The organism is Bacillus sp. FAU18 (assembly GCF_056033885.1).
Map to the genome: position 1 here is coordinate 104,588 of NZ_JBVYHZ010000003.1, position 16,375 is coordinate 120,962.

The window sequence follows — 16,375 nt, forward strand, 5'->3', positions numbered from 1 at the left end:
TCCCTATAAAAATGATATGATCTAGGTAGAAAGGACGGCTGGTGCTGTGGTGAAAAAGCGGTTCCATTTTTCCCTGCAAACAAAAATAATGGGGCTGATTGCGGCTCTGCTGGTCTTTGTCATTGGTGTGCTGACTATTACGTTAGCCGTTCAGCATACACAGGGAGAACGGAGACAGGCAGAGCAGCTGGCGGTTCAAACGGCGAGAACCATTTCCTATATGCCGCCGGTTAAAGAGCTCATTGAGAGAAAAGGCGGACATGCGGCTGAGACGCAAGAGGTCATTGAACAAATGAAAGAACAGACTGGCGCGTTTGCCATTTATGTTTTGGACGAAAAAGGAGACATTCGCAGCGCCTCTGGAAAAAGCGGATTAAAGAAACTGGAGCGCAGCAGAGAAATTTTGTTTGGCGGTTCGCATGTTTCTGAAACAAAAGCGGATGGACGAAGAGTGATCAGAGGGAGCGCGCCGATTATAAAAGAACAAAAGGGATACAGCCAAGTGATCGGCAGCGTATCTGTTGATTTTCTGCAAACGGAGACAGAGCAAAGCATCAAAAAGCATTTGAGAAATTTGAGTGTGATTGCTGTGCTTGTGTTGCTGCTCGGATTTATTGGCGCCGCCGTGCTGGCGAAAAGCATCAGAAAGGATACGCTTGGGCTTGAACCGCATGAGATCGCGGCTCTATATCGTGAGAGGAACGCAATGCTTTTCGCGATTCGAGAAGGGATTATTGCCACCAATCGTGAAGGCGTCGTCACCATGATGAACGTATCGGCGGCCGAGATGCTGAAGCTGCCCGAGCCTGTGATCCATCTTCCTATAGATGACGTCATGCCGGGAGCAGGGCTGATGTCTGTGCTTGAACAAGGAGAAATGCTGCCGAACCAAGAGGTAAGCGTCAACGATCAAGTGTTTATTATCAATACGAAAGTGATGAATCAAGGCGGGCAGGCATATGGGATTGTCGTCAGCTTCAGGGAGAAAACAGAGCTGAAGAAGCTGATCGACACATTGACAGAGGTTCGCAAATATTCAGAGGATCTCAGGGCGCAGACTCATGAATTTTCAAATAAGCTTTATGCGATTTTAGGGCTGCTTGAGCTTGGGGAGTATGATGAAGCCATTGATCTGATTAAAGAGGAATATGCGATACAAAATGAACAGCATGATCTTTTATTCCATAACATCCATTCGCAGCAGGTTCAGGCCATTTTGTTAGGGAAAATAAGCAAGGCATCGGAAAAGAAGGTCAAGCTGGTGATTGATGAGAACAGCTCACTCGCGCCTCTTCCTGCACATATCGGCTTGTCCCATCTTATTACAATTATCGGCAATTTAATTGATAACGCTTTCGAAGCTGTAGCGGAGCAAAGCGTGAAGGAAGTTTTGTTTTTTATCACGGATATGGGCCATGACATTGTCATTGAAGTATCAGACACAGGGCCCGGTGTGCCGCCAGATAAGATGGAAGAAGTGTTTGAGAGAGGCTATTCTTCAAAGGGGATGAGGAGAGGCTACGGTCTGGCCAATGTGAAAGACTCAGTGCGTGAACTGGGCGGCTGGATCGAACTGGCGAATCAAAAAACTGGCGGGGCGGTATTCACTGTGTTTATACCGAAGGAGAAACAAAGGGGGAATCCATTTGATTCACATCGCAATTGCGGAGGATGATTTTCGAGTTGCGCAAATCCATGAGAGATTGATTAAACAGCTTGATGGATTCAAGATTATCGGCAAGGCGGCTAACGCAAAAGAGACATTGGCGCTTTTGAAGGAACACAAGGCTGATTTGCTTCTGCTGGATATTTATATGCCGGACGAGCTTGGGACCGCGTTGATTCCTGATATACGAAGCCGATTTCCTGAAGTGGACATTATGATTATCACAGCGGCAACAGAAACCCGGCATTTGCAGGAAGCGCTAAGAGCGGGGATTGCCCACTATTTGATCAAACCCGTAACGGCTGACAAGTTCAGGCAGGTGCTGCTTCAGTATAAAGAAAAAAGGAAGCTGCTCATGTCTCAGCCGGAGGTCAGCCAATCGATGATCGACCATATTTTTGGGAACGGTGTGAAGACAGCTTTGCCGGCAGAGGATTTGCCGACTGGCATTAATTCGATTACACTGCGAAAAATTAAGGAAGCGCTTCAGACTGCGTCAGAAGGATTGACAGCGGAGGAACTTGGGGAAAAAATGGGGGCGTCACGAACAACTGCCCGCCGTTATGCCGAGTACCTTGTGTCAAAGGAAGAAGCAAGAGCCGAGCTTGAATACGGGATTATCGGCAGGCCGGAGAGAAAATATTATTTGGCGGCGGATTAGATATGAAAAAATCTATAATATTATTGATTTTTCTATTGATCTTTATGCAGGGTGATATCAGGCAGGCGGCTGCGCCGCGCCTGCCGGACGGGCCGATAGAAATTGTCGTCCCCGCTGAGCCTTCTGGCGGCTGGGATGTCACAGCGCAGGCCATCCAATCTGTTTTGAGTCAGAAGCAGATCGTGAAGGGTGATGTTCATATCGTCTATAAACCCGGCGGCGGGGGAGAGAAAGGCTGGAAATATGTCAACAAAAGCAGCAAACAAACCATCAGCATGACGTCCAGCCTAATATTGAGCAATGATCTTCTCGGGCAAAGCAAATTAAAAATGGCCGATTTTACGCCGCTCGCCATTCTCTCCAAGGAATGGCAGACGGTTGCATTGCCAAAAGGATCAGCGTTAACAAATGGCAAGGATGTGCTGAATGAGATCAACATGCATCCTGGCAAGGTGAGAATCGGCTTTGCCCCGGGGTTTGGCAATGATGATCAGCTCTCGTTCGTCAGAGCGGCAGATATGTACGGCATTGACGCGTTTGACATTCAATTCTCACAGTATGACAGCAGTGAACAGCTCATTCAGGCGCTGATCAGACATGAGATAGAAGCGGCTTCCATGACACTTTCTGAAGCGAAACCATATGAACGAAACGGCGATATCACGTTAGCCGCTGTAACGTCTGATAAAAGACTTCCCGGTTTTCCAAATGTACCGACGTGGAAGGAGCAGGGAATCCCGTTTGTTTTTTCTCATTGGAGAGGGATTTTGGGCCCGAAAAATATGTCTGAGGAAGAGATTTCTTACTGGGATCAAGCGCTAAAGGAGGTCACCTCTTCACCTGAATGGAAGCGGAAAATAAACGAACAGGACTGGGAAAGCTTTTATTTAAACAGCAGGGAAACGAAACGGTTTTTAGAAGAGCAATCTGCTTTTTATCAAAGCATCATGACAGGAAATTAAGATCCCGGCATCCCGGGATTTTTTTCATGCCGAAAATTGATCAAAAAGAACAAAACGGTTTTAAAAAATTAAAAATACAAAAAAACCAAATTATTTACTTGCGATTTGTTTTCCCATACGATGGCAAAAAGGCAAGACAAAAAGGGGAGTAAGGGAGAAAAAAATGTAAGCGGATTCATTAAGGGGGAATGGATGTGTTAGCAATCTTAGGCTTTCTCATGATGCTTGTGTTTATGGCATTGATCATGACAAAACGGCTTTCTGTTTTAACAGCATTGGTTTTGACGCCGATTGTGTTTGCGCTTATCGCCGGATTTGGATTTACTGAAGTTGGGGACATGATGATTTCGGGGATTCAACAAGTCGCGCCGACTGCGGTCATGATTATGTTTGCGATCTTATATTTTGGAATTATGATTGATACAGGCCTGTTTGATCCAATGGTTGGCAAAATTTTAAGCATGGTCAAAGGAGACCCTTTAAAAATTGTTGTCGGGACAGCGGTTCTTACAATGCTCGTCGCCTTGGACGGAGATGGCTCGACAACGTACATGATTACGACAAGCGCCATGCTTCCGCTCTATTTGCTGCTAGGCATCCGGCCAATTATCTTGGCGGGAATCGCGGGAGTCGGCATGGGAATCATGAACACGATTCCATGGGGTGGTGCGACGCCGAGGGCGGCGAGTGCGCTGGGGGTTGATCCAGCTGAGCTTACAGGGCCGATGATTCCTGTCATTGCAAGCGGGATGCTTTGTATGGTGGCGGTTGCGTATGTGCTTGGAAAAGCGGAACGAAAGCGCCTTGGTGTGATTGAACTGAAACAGCCGGCCAATGCCAATGAACCTGCGGCAGCGGTTGAAGATGAGTGGAAGCGGCCGAAGCTTTGGTGGTTCAATTTATTGTTAACGCTTTCTTTAATAGGATGTTTAGTATCGGGTAAAGTCAGTTTAACCGTACTGTTTGTCATTGCGTTTTGTATTGCGCTGATTGTGAATTATCCCAATCTCGAGCATCAGAGGCAGCGCATCGCGGCGCATTCCAGCAACGTGCTGGCTATCGGTTCAATGATTTTTGCCGCGGGGGTGTTCACGGGGATTTTGACAGGCACGAAAATGGTTGATGAAATGGCGATCTCGCTCGTGTCCATGATACCGGAACAAATGGGCGGATTGATCCCGGCGATTGTTGCTTTAACAAGCGGCATTTTCACATTCTTGATGCCGAATGACGCGTATTTCTACGGGGTGCTGCCGATTTTATCAGAAACAGCTGTCGCATACGGTGTGGATAAAGTGGAAATTGCCAGAGCCTCTATTATCGGCCAGCCGATTCATATGCTGAGTCCGCTTGTGCCATCCACTCATTTGCTTGTCGGACTCGTCGGAGTTTCTATTGATGACCATCAAAAATTCGCATTGAAATGGGCGGTTCTCGCAGTGATCGTCATGACGGCTATCGCTCTATTGATCGGTGCGATCTCTATTTCCGTATGATAATTCAGGCGTAATGACACACACTAACGGCATACAACATTCCGGAGGTGTCATTATGAGTGATCCTTATATGCCGCTGACTTCAGTCAGAAGCGGAACGGGGTTCGAAGCGGCAAAAGGGGTGCACGGTCTGACTGTGCAAATTGCGAATGTCTATTTTATTCAGCTGCCTTCTGAACCTCACTCATTTGTTTTAATTGATGCCGGCATGCCTCAATCAGCCGGCATGATTGTCAATGAAGCCAAACAAAGATTCGGTGAAGGGTTTCAGCTGAAGGCGATTATCCTCACACACGGGCACTTTGACCATATTGGGGCAATCGAAGAGATCCTTGAACATTGGGATGTACCTGTTTATGTCCATTCTCGGGAAATGCCTTATGTAACAGGTAAAGAAGATTATCCTCCGGCTCGTTCTGACAGCAAGAGCGGGCTGGTCGCCAAGCTGTCGCCGCTGTTTCCGCGGCACTCCATCGATATTTCCTCACATGTCCAGGCACTGCCGGAAGACGGTTCAGTCCCCTGTCTTGACGAGTGGATGTGGATTGCGACACCAGGACACACGCCGGGCCATATTTCGTTATTCCGCGATGACGGCCGCGTGCTTGTGGCAGGTGATGCTGTTATTACAGTGGAACAGGAGAAAATGGCTGACGTCTTGATACAAAAACAGGAGCTTCACGGTCCGCCGGCTTATTTCACGCCTGACACAGATACGGCCGCGGAGTCCATTCTAAAGCTGGCCGGTCTTGAACCGGAAGCGTTATTGACCGGGCACGGCATACCGATGACCGGCAAAAACTTTCGAAGTGACTTAACTGAATTGGCAAATCGGTTATCGTCTATTTGACACCCGCACCACGCGGGTGTTTTTTATTGTTTTCCAGGAAGTTGCAGAAAAATCATTTGTCTTGCCGCTTAAAAACGATACAATGAAAAGCATGAAGTGATGTGAAGGGGAGAGTTTGTTGGAAGAAAAAGAAATACTTTGGAACGAAGCGAAAGCGTTTATTGCCGCATGCTATCAGGAATTGGGAAAGGAGGAGGAAGTGAAAGACCGTCTCGAGGACATTAAAAGCGAAATTGACCTGACCGGAAGCTATGTACATTCGAAGGAAGAGCTGGAGCACGGAGCGAAAATGGCTTGGAGAAACAGCAACCGCTGCATCGGCAGATTGTTCTGGAATTCGCTGAATGTTATCGACAGACGAGACGTCCGGACGAAGGAGGAAGTGCGTGACGCCCTCTTTCACCATATTGAAACCGCCACCAATAACGGGAAAATCAGACCGACCATTACGATTTTCCCTCCGGAAGAGAAGGGTGAAAAGCAAGTCGAGATCTGGAATCATCAGCTGATCCGGTACGCTGGATATGAGTCAGACGGAGAAAGAATCGGTGACCCGGCTTCCTGTTCACTGACAGCAGCCTGCGAAGAGCTCGGCTGGCGCGGAGAGCGAACGGATTTTGACCTGCTGCCGCTCATTTTTCGCATGAAAGGCGACAAACAGCCTGTCTGGTATGAGCTGCCGCGTTCACTTGTGATCGAGGTTCCAATCATACATCCGGACATCGAGGCGTTTTCTGATTTGGAGCTGAAGTGGTACGGCGTGCCTATCATCTCTGATATGAAGCTTGAGGTCGGGGGCATTCATTATAATGCCGCGCCATTTAACGGCTGGTATATGGGCACGGAGATCGGAGCGAGAAACCTCGCAGATGAAAAGCGGTACGACAAGCTCAAAAAAGTAGCGTCCGTGATCGGCATCGCCGCTGATTACAATACGGATTTATGGAAGGATCAAGCGCTAGTTGAATTGAATAAAGCTGTGCTGCACTCGTATAAAAAGCAGGGTGTCAGCATCGTTGATCATCATACAGCGGCAAGCCAGTTTAAACGGTTTGAAGAACAGGAGGAAGAAGCGGGCAGAAAGCTGACGGGGGACTGGACGTGGCTGATTCCGCCAATTTCACCCGCTGCCACTCATATCTTCCACCGATCCTATGATAACTCAATCGTTAAGCCGAATTACTTTTATCAAGATAAGCCTTATGAGTAAACAATAGAAAATCGATGATGGCCTTCAAGGCTGCGGGATTCAGTCACAGAGATGTCGGTAACCTTTGAGAAAGGGCTTCCGTTCTTTACAGCCTCAACAAACGATTGCAGGGCGTTTTCCGGACCCTCTGCCAAAATCTCGACACGCCCGTCATCACGGTTTTTGACCCAGCCGGCCAGTTTTCGCTTATCAGCTTCCATTTGAACAAAATAGCGAAAGCCCACACCTTGAACCCGGCCGTCTACAATGATTCGGTATTGAAGCATGTAAAAACCACCTTTTCTTTTTATGATAATCAATCATTTTACAACCTGTAAAGGGGATGTGTTTGTATGAAACCAGAGCGCTATTCAATTCTTTCTCTTAATCTGGGAAAACCGCAGACGCTTGAATATGGCGGAAAGAAAATCGAAACCGGCATCATGAAGCGGCCAGCTGAATCAGCCGTTATGCTGCATCGGGAGAATTTTGAAGGAGACGGACAGGCGGACCTCGTCAACCACGGCGGACCTGATAAGGCTGTCTGTGTCTACCCGGCGGAGCATTATCCGTTTTGGGAAGAGTTCCTCTCAAGACCGCTGTCAAACGCCGCATTTGGAGAAAATCTGACGGTCGCGGGCCTGACTGAGGAGAATGTTTGCATCGGGGATGTGTTCAGGCTTGATGAAGCTGTTGTTCAGGTCAGCCAGCCGCGCCAGCCGTGTGTAAAGCTGGCGAAAAAGTTTGGTGTAAAAGAAATGGTGCTGAAGGTCCAGCAAACTGGCTATACAGGGTTTTATTTTCGCGTGCTGGAGGAGGGCAGGGTGTCTCCCTGCGCGAACCTTGAATTGCTGTCCAGAGGAGAGAAGGGCATATCCGTCCAGTTCGCCAACCGCATCAACTACCATGATGCAAAAAATCTCACCGCCATTGAACGGATTTTAAGTGAGGCTGCACTATCGGAAAGCTGGAGAGCGTCCTTTATGAAAAAGAAGGACAGGCTGCAGCCGGTTGAATAGAAAAAAGCCGCGCATATCAACGTGCGCGGCTTTGCCATATTTACGATTGTTTTTTCTTTGTTTCAAGCAGGTTGGCAAGAAAATAGGTTTTATAGCTTTGAAGCTTTCTTCCCTCATGGTGCGTGATCCCCTGCTTTTTTAGTTCTGCCACATACCAGCCTTTACTGCCGTAATGCATGTCAGAAAACTCCTTTCCCTATCTGATTTCGAAACGATTGGCATTGTAACATCTATAAAAAGATGCTGAAAAGAGATGCGGGGAAAACTGAGCCTTTCGCACTAGATGTACGAATGTTCTTCTGTATGTATATGCGGAGCAAAAGCCGAATATGATTTAATGGCCGGTTAGTTTGATCATGACAACGCCAAATGTCATAATGGCGAAAACAATGCCGATATATGTGAGCATCCCGTTTTTTTTCTTAACGCCGTAAACGGTCATAATGATGCCTTCAATGAAAAAAATGATGCCGAAAATAATAAACCACATGCAGATAAAGGCTCCTTTCACAGACATAATAGTAGTGTAGCATATCTGAAAGAGCCGGGCTGTGACAATATCAAGAAAGCCGGGCGCATATCGCCCGGCTCATGTTTTATTGTTTATCAACCAATTTGACCAGAAGCTGTGCCAAATGTTCTTTCTCATCTTCGTCCGCAACGCTCCAAAGCTCTTGCAGCAGCATTTCTTCACCGTTTTGCGGCTCTTCATGCTTTGCGAGGTAGTCTCCCAGGATCGCAGCGCTTTTTACAAGCTTGCCGTCATTCAATCCCAGCTTTTTGCCTCGGTTGACTTGTTTTTTCAGGTAGCCTTTAAATTCCTCAAAGTCTTTTAAAATGTCTTCTTTTATTGTGCTATGCATCGCGTTCATTTCGTTTTCAATTTGGATTTTTTCTTGATCTCTGTTCATTGCAAGACCTCCTCGTGCAGAATAATGATGTTTTACCTGCTATTGGAGGAGGTTAAACCTGCCGGAAGTCCGGAATGTGTTCTACAGTTTCGTCAAGATAATCGGTTCATCTTTTGTGATGACGATCGTGTGTTCAACTTGGGCAACCATGCTTTTATCCGGCGTCTTGAACGTCCAGCCGTCTCCAGCTTCAACAATCGTTTCTGCTTTCGTTGAAATAAACGGTTCAAGCGCGATGACTGTGCCATTTTTGAACAGTGCGTTATCAAACGGATCATAATAGTTCATGATGTGGTTCGGCGCTTCATGCAGGCTTCGGCCGATTCCGTGGCCGGTCAGGGTTTTGATGACGGTAAAGCCTTGAGAGCGTGCTTCATGATAAACGGCTCTTCCGATCTGGTTTTGGCGCTTGCCCGCTTTTGCCTGCTGAAGCCCCTTTTGAAAAGCGTTTTCCGCGCATTGGCAAAGCTTATGAAGGCGTTCTTCTCCTTCACCGAGCACAAATGAGATGCCTGTGTCGGAATAGAAGCCGCCAAATTCAGCGGAGATGTCGATGTTGACAAGGTCCCCTGTTTTTAAAATTTTGGATGTGCTTGGTATGCCGTGAGCCACTTCATCATTTACGCTGATGCATGTCACGCCTGGAAAATCATATTCCTTCTCAGGAGCTGAAACGGCGCCGTGCTCATCAAGCACAGCTTTTCCGATAAGGTCAAGGTCTTTTGTGCTCATGCCGGGCTCTGCCTTCCGCTTCATTTCTTCACGCGCAAGCGCGACGATTCTTCCGATTTTTTTCAGGCCTTCTAATTCTTGATCGTTTGTTACAATCATCTGTCATTCCCGCTTTCTTTTTAAATAATCTAGATTAAGCTTACCACAACTGTCTTAAAAATAGGAAACACACGGACCTGGGAAAAAAGAAATACCCCCGGGAAAATTGGTATAGATCACTAGATATCTTATATGGTATATTTGAAAAAAAAGGGTATGAGGGGGATGGGTATGCTTTCATTTTTACAAAAACTCGGGAAGTCATTTATGCTCCCGATTGCGGTTCTGCCTGCGGTTGGAATTATCCTTGCGCTTGGCAGAGAGGATGTATTTAATATCCCGTTTGTCTATCAGGCGGGGACGGCGGTTTTTGATCATCTGCCGCTTATTTTTGCGATCGGAATTGCCATCGGCATTTCAAAAGACAGCAATGGGGCCGCGGGTTTATCAGGGGCGATATCGTATCTGATGCTTGACGCGGCAACAAAGACAATTGATAAAACAAATAACATGGCGGTGTTTGGGGGAATTATTGCCGGTTTAATTGCCGGTTACACCTATAACCGCTTCAAGGATACCAAGCTGCCTGAATATCTCGGATTCTTCAGCGGCAGACGGCTTGTGCCGATTATAACAGCCATTATTACGATCATTTTAGCGGGCATATTCGGAGTCGTCTGGCCGCCGATTCAATCGTGTATAAACTCGTTTGGAGAGTGGATGCTCGGGCTCGGCGGCATCGGGGCAGGCATATTCGGCCTATTCAACAGGCTGTTAATTCCGCTTGGCCTTCACCATGTGCTGAACAATATTTTCTGGTTCCAATTCGGAGAATATAACGGAGTGACAGGGGATCTGGCGCGCTTTTTCGCGAAAGATCCGACAGCGGGCACATATATGACCGGATTCTTCCCAATCATGATGTTCGGTCTTCCGGCGGCGTGTCTGGCTATGGTTGTGACTGCGAAGCCGTCTAAACGGAAAGCGACGGCTGGAATGATGATTGGGTTTGCTTTAACGGCGTTTATCACAGGGATTACGGAGCCGATTGAGTTTGCATTTATGTTTTTATCTCCGCTTTTATACGCTGTTCACGCGGTCTTAACCGGGTTATCTTTATTTATCGTCAACTGGCTCGGCATCCGCTCAGGCTTCTCTTTTTCAGCCGGTGCTATCGATTATGTGCTCAGCTATGGAATCGCAGAAAAACCGCTGCTTCTGCTTTTGGTAGGTATATGCTATGCGGCAGTATACTTTATCGTGTTTTATGTACTGATTAAGGCTTTGAATTTAAAAACGCCTGGACGGGAAGACGATGATGTGGATGAAGTGCTGGATGAAAATACTGTTCAGGATGTAAATGAAAACATCATGCTGAAAGGGCTCGGCGGAAAAGAAAACCTTCAAACCATTGATCATTGCGCCACAAGGCTGCGACTGACTGTGAAGGATACCGCTTTGGTGGATGAAGCGCTGCTAAAGAAAGCAGGCGCAAAAGGGGTTGTCAAATCGGGCGGGCAATCGGTTCAAGTCATTATTGGCCCGAATGTGGAATTTGCGGCGGAAGAATTGAGAGCTGCTGTCAAATAAAAAAAGCGGAGAGGGCAACCTCTCCGCTTTTTCTTATTTATCTTCGTTATCCGTTGACGTTTCGGAAGAATCTTCGCCATGTTTTGTGTAATCATAATCGGAAGGATTCACCTTCTTAAAACCTTTCGGCTCGTAGAACCGCAGCAGGTCTCCGTTTATGATTTTATCGGACATTTCAAGTTCCTTCTTGACGAGCGAGTCTTCTGACTTGTCGACTTCGGATTCATCGAGTTCTTTTCCGGTTTTCGTGTCGTAATACTTACCGGATATTTTCGTGTACTTCGGTGAAATAAAGTCTCCGTTTCGGAACGGAATCACTTCACGGTGTTCTTTCGATAAAATATCAGAACCGGACATCAGATAGTCCTTCGTATCCACTCCGAGCAGATGCAGAATGGTAGGAGCCACATCAACGTCTCCGGCATATTTATGAACTTTCTCGCCCTTCACGCCGGCAGCGTGGATAAAGAGCGGCACCCGTTGAAGCTGGGCGTTGTCGTAATCAGTGATTTCATCCTTGCCAAGCACTTTCGCCATCGCTTTATTGTGGTTTTCAGAGATGCCGTAGTGGTCTCCGTACATCACAATAATCGATTTATCATATAACCCGTCTTTTTTCAGATCATTGAAGAATTGTTCAATGGACTGATCAAGGTAATGGGCTGACTGGAAGTAGTTATCGACGACAGAGTCACCAAAGTCTCCAGCCGGGAAGTCTGTATCCCCCTCATCCATTCCGAATGGGAAGTGGTTAGACAGGGTAATGAACTTCGTATAGAACGGCTGCGGCAGGCTTTCCAGCAGCGGCATTGATTCTTTAAAGAACGGTTTGTCTTTCATGCCGTAGTTTTTCGTGTTTTCTTCGTTCATGTCATAGTAGGCAGAATCAAAGAATTTATCAATGCCTTCCGCTTTGTACATTTCGTTACGGTTCCAGAACGTCTGCGTGTTCCCGTGGAAAGTAGCAGATGTGTAATTCTTAGACTTCAGAATCGCCGGAACGGATTGCAGCGTGTTTTGCGCTTTGTTTACGAAAACTGAACCTTGAGCCAGCGGGTACAGAGAGTTTTCCATCATAAATTCAGCATCCGATGTTTTACCTTGTCCCGTTTGGTGGAAAAAGTTATCAAAGTAGAACGTTTCGTTATCATGTGCCAGTTTATTTAAGAACGGTGTCACTTCTTTGCCGTCAATTTTATAGTCGATGATAAATGACTGCAAAGATTCAAGTGAAACGTAAATGACGTTTTTTCCTTCCGCTTTGCCGAAATACACGTTATTCGGCACATCGTAATTGGCTTTCATGTAGTTTTCTACTTCCGTCACGTCGCTGGAATCGGCAAGCGCGCGCTGGCTGTTGGACTTGATATTCTGTACAGCGTCATAAATCGTGAAATTGTATGTTCCCAAGTATTTCACAAGATAGTTCCGGTCGAATGATCTTGTCAGCAATTCAGGACGGTCTGATTCCGCAACTGCCAGGTTGATCAAGAACACAAGAATTGAAGACGCAAAAATAATTCTGAACGATTTTTTGCTTGACGTTTCGGCAGGCTTGTTTACTTTGATCGCCAAGATGATCAGGATGATCGTATCGATAAAGTAAAAGGCGTCAGTCGGTCTCATCAGCGAAAATGCGCTGTCACCGAGTTGGCCGCCGTTTGTTTTAGCCTGCATAATGACCGGAATTGTAATAAAATCATTGAAAAATCTGTAGTACACAATGTTTGCGTACAGTAAAAAAGACATTAAAAAATGAATCACTATAATGGCTGTCTGCTGTAATTTTTTCTTGAACAAGAGTCCAAAGCCAAGAAAGAACAAGCTTGAGCTAAGAGGATTCACAAAAAGCAATATTTTTTGTATCGTGTTGTCTATTCCTAAGTTGAAGTTCAGGACATAACCGACATACGTTTTGATCCATAACAGGACGACCGCGATTAAGAAGAAGGCCAGTCCTCTTTCTTTTATAAATGTTTTCATTGTTACACTCCTTTTTTCCGATCCAGTTCGAGCGAAACGATAGAAAAAACGAACGTATCCAATATAACACGAATCAGCAGATTAGAAAAGTGAAAATCGTATGATGGAGAAAGTGGCGAAAAACGCCGTCGAATCAACGTTTCGCTTTGATATTACCAAATGTAAAATAAGGTATCTTTCTAGAAATAAAGGAATAAAATGGTACATTGAGAATTGTATGATAAAATATAAGGTATAGATAAAAAGAGGTGAAATGATGGATTTTTCCCATATTGTGTCTGAAGATAAAATTAAGCGCGCCATCAAAGACGGGGACTTTCAAAACCTCCCGGGAATGGGGAAGCCGCTGCCGAAGGATGACGCGGCACACTTGCCGGAATCGCTGCGCATGGGCTATCGTATTTTGAAAAACGCGGGAATGGCAGAGGACGAGGGCGCGCTCAAAAAAGAGCTTATGACCATCGACCATTTAATCGAAAAGTGCTATGACGAAAAAGAACGCGAGCAATTAATCAGAAAAAAATCTGAAAAGCAATTGCTGCTTGATAAGCTTGTCGACAAAAAAGGCATGTTTTCAAAGCCAGCATCCGCTTTTTATAAGAATAAAGTATATGACCGGCTTGGACGAAACAGACCTTCTTCCAGCTGATTTGTCTTGTCTGCAGGATGGCGATTGATAAAAGCCATCCTTTTTATGTTCCAAGTTCTATGTCAAAAGGTTTATGTTTTTCCATCTATGGGAAATGACCCATAAACGAAAAAGGGTGATGGGATGGAACGACTATTGGAATGGATAGAGCATATATCTGATTGGCTGTGGGGTCCGCCGCTAATCATCCTGCTGACGGGGACGGGGTTGTATTTCACTATTTTGCTGAAAGGTTTTCAATTTCGCTATCCTTTATACATTTTCAAACAGACAATCGGCAGCGTAGGAAAAAAGCCGAAGGGAGAGGGCACAGTCACACCGCTTCAGGCATTGACCTCAGCCCTCAGTTCAACGATCGGTGCAGCGAACATTGTCGGTGTGCCCGCCGCTATTATGTTTGGAGGACCAGGAGCGGTTTTTTGGATGTGGCTTATTGCCTTATTTGCCATGGCGATTAAGTTTTCTGAAAGTGTTCTTGCTGTTCATTACAGAGAAAAAAATGAGCAGGGTGAATACGTCGGGGGACCGATGTATTACATAACAAAAGGGCTGCGCATGAAATGGCTCGGCGTATTCTTCTCTGTTGCGCTGATTGTGGAGCTGATCCCCAGCATTATGGTTCAGGGAAATTCGGTTTCAGTCTCGCTTGCCGAGACGTTTTCTTTCAATAAAATATACGCAGGAATCGGAATTGCATTTTTGATTGGGTTAGTGGTGATAGGAGGGGTAAAGCGGATCGGAAAAGTAACAGAGTTTGTCGTGCCTCTTATGGCAGGGGCATACGCGGGTGCCGGTCTCCTGATTGTTCTCATGAATCTATCATCAGTGCCGGCGTTTTTCTCTCTCGTCTTTTCAAATGCGTTTACCTCTTCTTCAGCAGTTGGAGGGTTCGCAGGTGCTGCGTTGGCGGAAACCGTTCGCTGGGGATTCGCCCGCGGGCTTTATTCTAATGAAGCCGGAATGGGAACAGCCCCGATTGCACATGCGGCAGCAATGACTGATCATCCTGTGCGGCAAGGGTTTTGGTCTGTGATCGGCATTGTCATTGACACCTTGATCATCTGCACGACCACCGCTTTTGTCGTTCTTGCATCTGGTGTCTGGACAGGGAAGAACGCCTCAAATGACCCGGCAGCACTGACGACGGCTGCATTTCAGCATTATTTCGGTTCTGGCGGAGGGTACTTCGTTTCGGTTTCCCTAGTCTTCTTTGTCGTATCAACCATTATGGTTGTCATTTTTTACGGCGTAAAGCAAGCTGAATTTCTGTTCGGGCGGCTGGCAGGACACGTAATCAAATTCGTTTATTTAGCGGCTATTATCATTGGTGCCGCAGGCGGAGCAAAAGCCATTTGGGGCTTTTTGGACTTAGCATTGGCTTTTATTCTCGTTCCAAATGTGATTGCGCTGTTGTTATTGAGCAGAAAGGTAAAAGCGCTGTACACCGAATTCTTTACATCTGAACAGTACTACCTGAAAGATATAAGAAAAACAAAACAGAATCCTGTTTATCAAACAAAAGAAGCTAAAAATTCCTAGTGCTTTGCTTTGGCGCCGAACAACGCTTTGCTTTTTATGATCAAATAAATGAGTAAAGGCAGCAAAAGAGAAATCACTACATTAATGATTGGTTTGATTCTGTTAAAGTCGATTAGCTGATTTGTATTTAAAAAGAACCAAAAGCTGCATACGACTGAGAACATGCCGGTTGGTGTATACATGGCTTTCGGGTCGATTTTTGAGTGTAAAAACGAAAGGCCGTATACCACGATATATAGGGAACCTGCTATCTTCACCATAATGACCGGAATCCAAAAGGCCGCGATGATCAGGTCTGAGCGATCCAGAAAATCCGTAATGCGGATCTGCCTGATGACCATATAAGCAGGATCAAAGAAAGTAGATGTCAGGTTGGGACCAAAGACAGAAATTGAAGAAAATAACATCACGGCCAGCAATAAAGCGCCCAACAGTATTGCGAAAATGGTGTATTTTAGCGGGACACTCCGGTTTGAGAAGAGAAGCGGAAGGATAATCAATTCCCCCATTGTCCCAAACGCGTAATAGCCTGATTGAAGGTATGGGATTAGACCTTCAAAAACAGGCGTCAAGTTTTGAAGCTCAATTTGTGTGGCCAGCGTAAATGGAAGGAACAAGACCAGGATGCCGAATGGAAATAGGAATATCTGCGCCATTCTGGTCAATGTTTCTTTTCCCTCTCTGGCAATACAGATCGCCACAAAGATAATAACACCGCCAAGAACAGCCATTGGTGTTCTCGGGAGAAATAAAATGTTAATCAAATTGATGAAAAAACGTAAATCATGAGCATTGATTAACAGGAAATACAAAGAAAACAGTAAAATGATAATCCGGCCTGCGATTGGTGAGGAATCGCTCAGCAGCTCATAGATATTTTTATCCTGATGCTTTTTCATCAGCCTATGCATGAGCCAGAGTGCCGGAATCACGATGACAACGCCGAGGATGTAGCTGTGCCAGGCATTTTGTTTTGCTGATTCGATCATGAGAATCGGAGCATGCTTTAATCCGACCGCTAACGTATACAGAGCTCCGAAAAATAATCCTTGGTATGCAGAGGTCTTGTCCATAAAGCACATCCTTTCT

19 protein-coding genes are annotated in these 16,375 nt (G+C 46.0%); 12 read left to right on the top strand and 7 right to left on the bottom strand.

Annotated elements, in window-relative coordinates; translation table 11 throughout:
- The first annotated feature begins 46 nt into the window (after positions 1-46).
- The 7 genes from yflR (at position 47) to nosA (ending at position 6,845) form a co-directional block, all read left to right on the top strand.
- Positions 47-1,675, top strand: coding sequence for a two-component sensor histidine kinase CitS (yflR, locus tag AC0OMU_RS00700; RefSeq protein WP_474240831.1), 1,629 nt, complete (start codon positions 47-49; stop codon positions 1,673-1,675).
- Positions 1,647-2,327 (top strand): two-component response regulator CitT, encoded by a 681-nt coding sequence (citT, locus tag AC0OMU_RS00705; RefSeq protein ID WP_003242754.1) that lies wholly within the window; start codon positions 1,647-1,649, stop codon positions 2,325-2,327. Before yflR ends, citT begins: the two co-directional genes overlap by 29 nt.
- A gap of 2 nt (positions 2,328-2,329) precedes the next feature.
- Positions 2,330-3,289 carry a tripartite tricarboxylate transporter substrate binding protein gene (locus AC0OMU_RS00710; protein ID WP_047182271.1) on the top strand — a complete coding sequence of 320 codons (960 nt, stop codon included), beginning with the start codon at positions 2,330-2,332 and terminating at the stop codon, positions 3,287-3,289.
- 26 nt (positions 3,290-3,315) lie between these two features.
- Positions 3,316-3,441: a hypothetical protein gene (locus AC0OMU_RS00715; RefSeq protein WP_015383084.1), complete on the top strand. Its 126-nt coding sequence runs from the start codon at positions 3,316-3,318 to the stop codon at positions 3,439-3,441.
- A 42-nt stretch (positions 3,442-3,483) separates the two neighbouring features.
- On the top strand, positions 3,484-4,785 hold the full coding sequence (gene citM / locus AC0OMU_RS00720; protein ID WP_003242978.1) for a citrate transporter CitM: 1,302 nt from the start codon (positions 3,484-3,486) through the stop codon (positions 4,783-4,785).
- 55 nt (positions 4,786-4,840) lie between these two features.
- Positions 4,841-5,635, top strand: coding sequence for an MBL fold metallo-hydrolase (locus AC0OMU_RS00725; protein WP_474240832.1), 795 nt, complete (start codon positions 4,841-4,843; stop codon positions 5,633-5,635).
- Between the two features lie 118 nt (positions 5,636-5,753).
- The gene (gene nosA / locus AC0OMU_RS00730; protein ID WP_063335677.1) at positions 5,754-6,845 is read left to right on the top strand and encodes a nitric oxide synthase; all 1,092 of its coding nucleotides are present in this window, start codon (positions 5,754-5,756) and stop codon (positions 6,843-6,845) included.
- Here the strand turns inward: nosA and AC0OMU_RS00735 are convergent.
- Positions 6,836-7,111: an acylphosphatase gene (locus AC0OMU_RS00735; protein ID WP_003243829.1), complete on the bottom strand. Its 276-nt coding sequence runs from the start codon at positions 7,109-7,111 to the stop codon at positions 6,836-6,838. The two genes, nosA and AC0OMU_RS00735, sit on opposite strands and share 10 nt — an antisense overlap.
- A 66-nt stretch (positions 7,112-7,177) precedes the next feature.
- Between AC0OMU_RS00735 and AC0OMU_RS00740 the strand changes: the two genes are divergently transcribed.
- Positions 7,178-7,843, top strand: a complete 666-nt coding sequence (locus AC0OMU_RS00740) for an MOSC domain-containing protein (RefSeq protein WP_181218572.1) — start codon at positions 7,178-7,180, stop codon at positions 7,841-7,843.
- Positions 7,844-7,883: 40 nt separating this feature from the next.
- Here the strand turns inward: AC0OMU_RS00740 and AC0OMU_RS00745 are convergent, their stop codons facing one another.
- The 4 genes from AC0OMU_RS00745 to map all read right to left on the bottom strand — a co-directional run bounded on the left by AC0OMU_RS00745 (position 7,884) and on the right by map (position 9,585).
- A complete protein-coding gene (locus AC0OMU_RS00745; RefSeq protein ID WP_003239885.1) occupies positions 7,884-8,021 on the bottom strand; it encodes a YflJ family protein in 138 nt (45 codons plus the stop codon).
- Between the two features lie 156 nt (positions 8,022-8,177).
- Positions 8,178-8,333, bottom strand: a complete 156-nt coding sequence (locus AC0OMU_RS00750) for a hypothetical protein (protein ID WP_003244572.1) — start codon at positions 8,331-8,333, stop codon at positions 8,178-8,180.
- Positions 8,334-8,439: 106 nt separating this feature from the next.
- Positions 8,440-8,754, bottom strand: coding sequence for a DUF3243 family protein (locus tag AC0OMU_RS00755; protein ID WP_474240833.1), 315 nt, complete (start codon positions 8,752-8,754; stop codon positions 8,440-8,442).
- 81 nt (positions 8,755-8,835) lie between these two features.
- Positions 8,836-9,585: a type I methionyl aminopeptidase gene (gene map, locus AC0OMU_RS00760; protein WP_327830892.1), complete on the bottom strand. Its 750-nt coding sequence runs from the start codon at positions 9,583-9,585 to the stop codon at positions 8,836-8,838.
- A gap of 171 nt (positions 9,586-9,756) precedes the next feature.
- Here map and nagE point away from each other — a divergent pair, with 171 nt between their 5' ends.
- The gene (gene nagE, locus AC0OMU_RS00765) at positions 9,757-11,115 is read left to right on the top strand and encodes an N-acetylglucosamine-specific PTS transporter subunit IIBC (protein ID WP_014479158.1); all 1,359 of its coding nucleotides are present in this window, start codon (positions 9,757-9,759) and stop codon (positions 11,113-11,115) included.
- A 33-nt stretch (positions 11,116-11,148) separates the two neighbouring features.
- Here nagE and ltaS read toward each other — a convergent pair whose 3' ends face one another.
- The gene (gene ltaS / locus AC0OMU_RS00770) at positions 11,149-13,098 is read right to left on the bottom strand and encodes a lipoteichoic acid synthase (protein ID WP_015383091.1); all 1,950 of its coding nucleotides are present in this window, start codon (positions 13,096-13,098) and stop codon (positions 11,149-11,151) included.
- Positions 13,099-13,198: 100 nt separating this feature from the next.
- Between ltaS and AC0OMU_RS00775 the strand changes: the two genes are divergently transcribed.
- The 3 genes from AC0OMU_RS00775 to AC0OMU_RS00785 all read left to right on the top strand — a co-directional run bounded on the left by AC0OMU_RS00775 (position 13,199) and on the right by AC0OMU_RS00785 (position 15,286).
- Positions 13,199-13,336 (top strand): hypothetical protein, encoded by a 138-nt coding sequence (locus AC0OMU_RS00775; RefSeq protein WP_322840064.1) that lies wholly within the window; start codon positions 13,199-13,201, stop codon positions 13,334-13,336.
- A gap of 18 nt (positions 13,337-13,354) precedes the next feature.
- Positions 13,355-13,747, top strand: a complete 393-nt coding sequence (locus AC0OMU_RS00780; protein ID WP_003233692.1) for a DnaJ family domain-containing protein — start codon at positions 13,355-13,357, stop codon at positions 13,745-13,747.
- Positions 13,748-13,870: 123 nt separating this feature from the next.
- Positions 13,871-15,286, top strand: coding sequence for an alanine/glycine:cation symporter family protein (locus tag AC0OMU_RS00785; RefSeq protein WP_474240834.1), 1,416 nt, complete (start codon positions 13,871-13,873; stop codon positions 15,284-15,286).
- Here the strand turns inward: AC0OMU_RS00785 and AC0OMU_RS00790 are convergent.
- A complete protein-coding gene (locus tag AC0OMU_RS00790) occupies positions 15,283-16,359 on the bottom strand; it encodes an endospore germination permease (protein WP_474240835.1) in 1,077 nt (358 codons plus the stop codon). The genes AC0OMU_RS00785 and AC0OMU_RS00790 overlap by 4 nt on opposite strands.
- Positions 16,360-16,375: the final 16 nt, after the last annotated feature.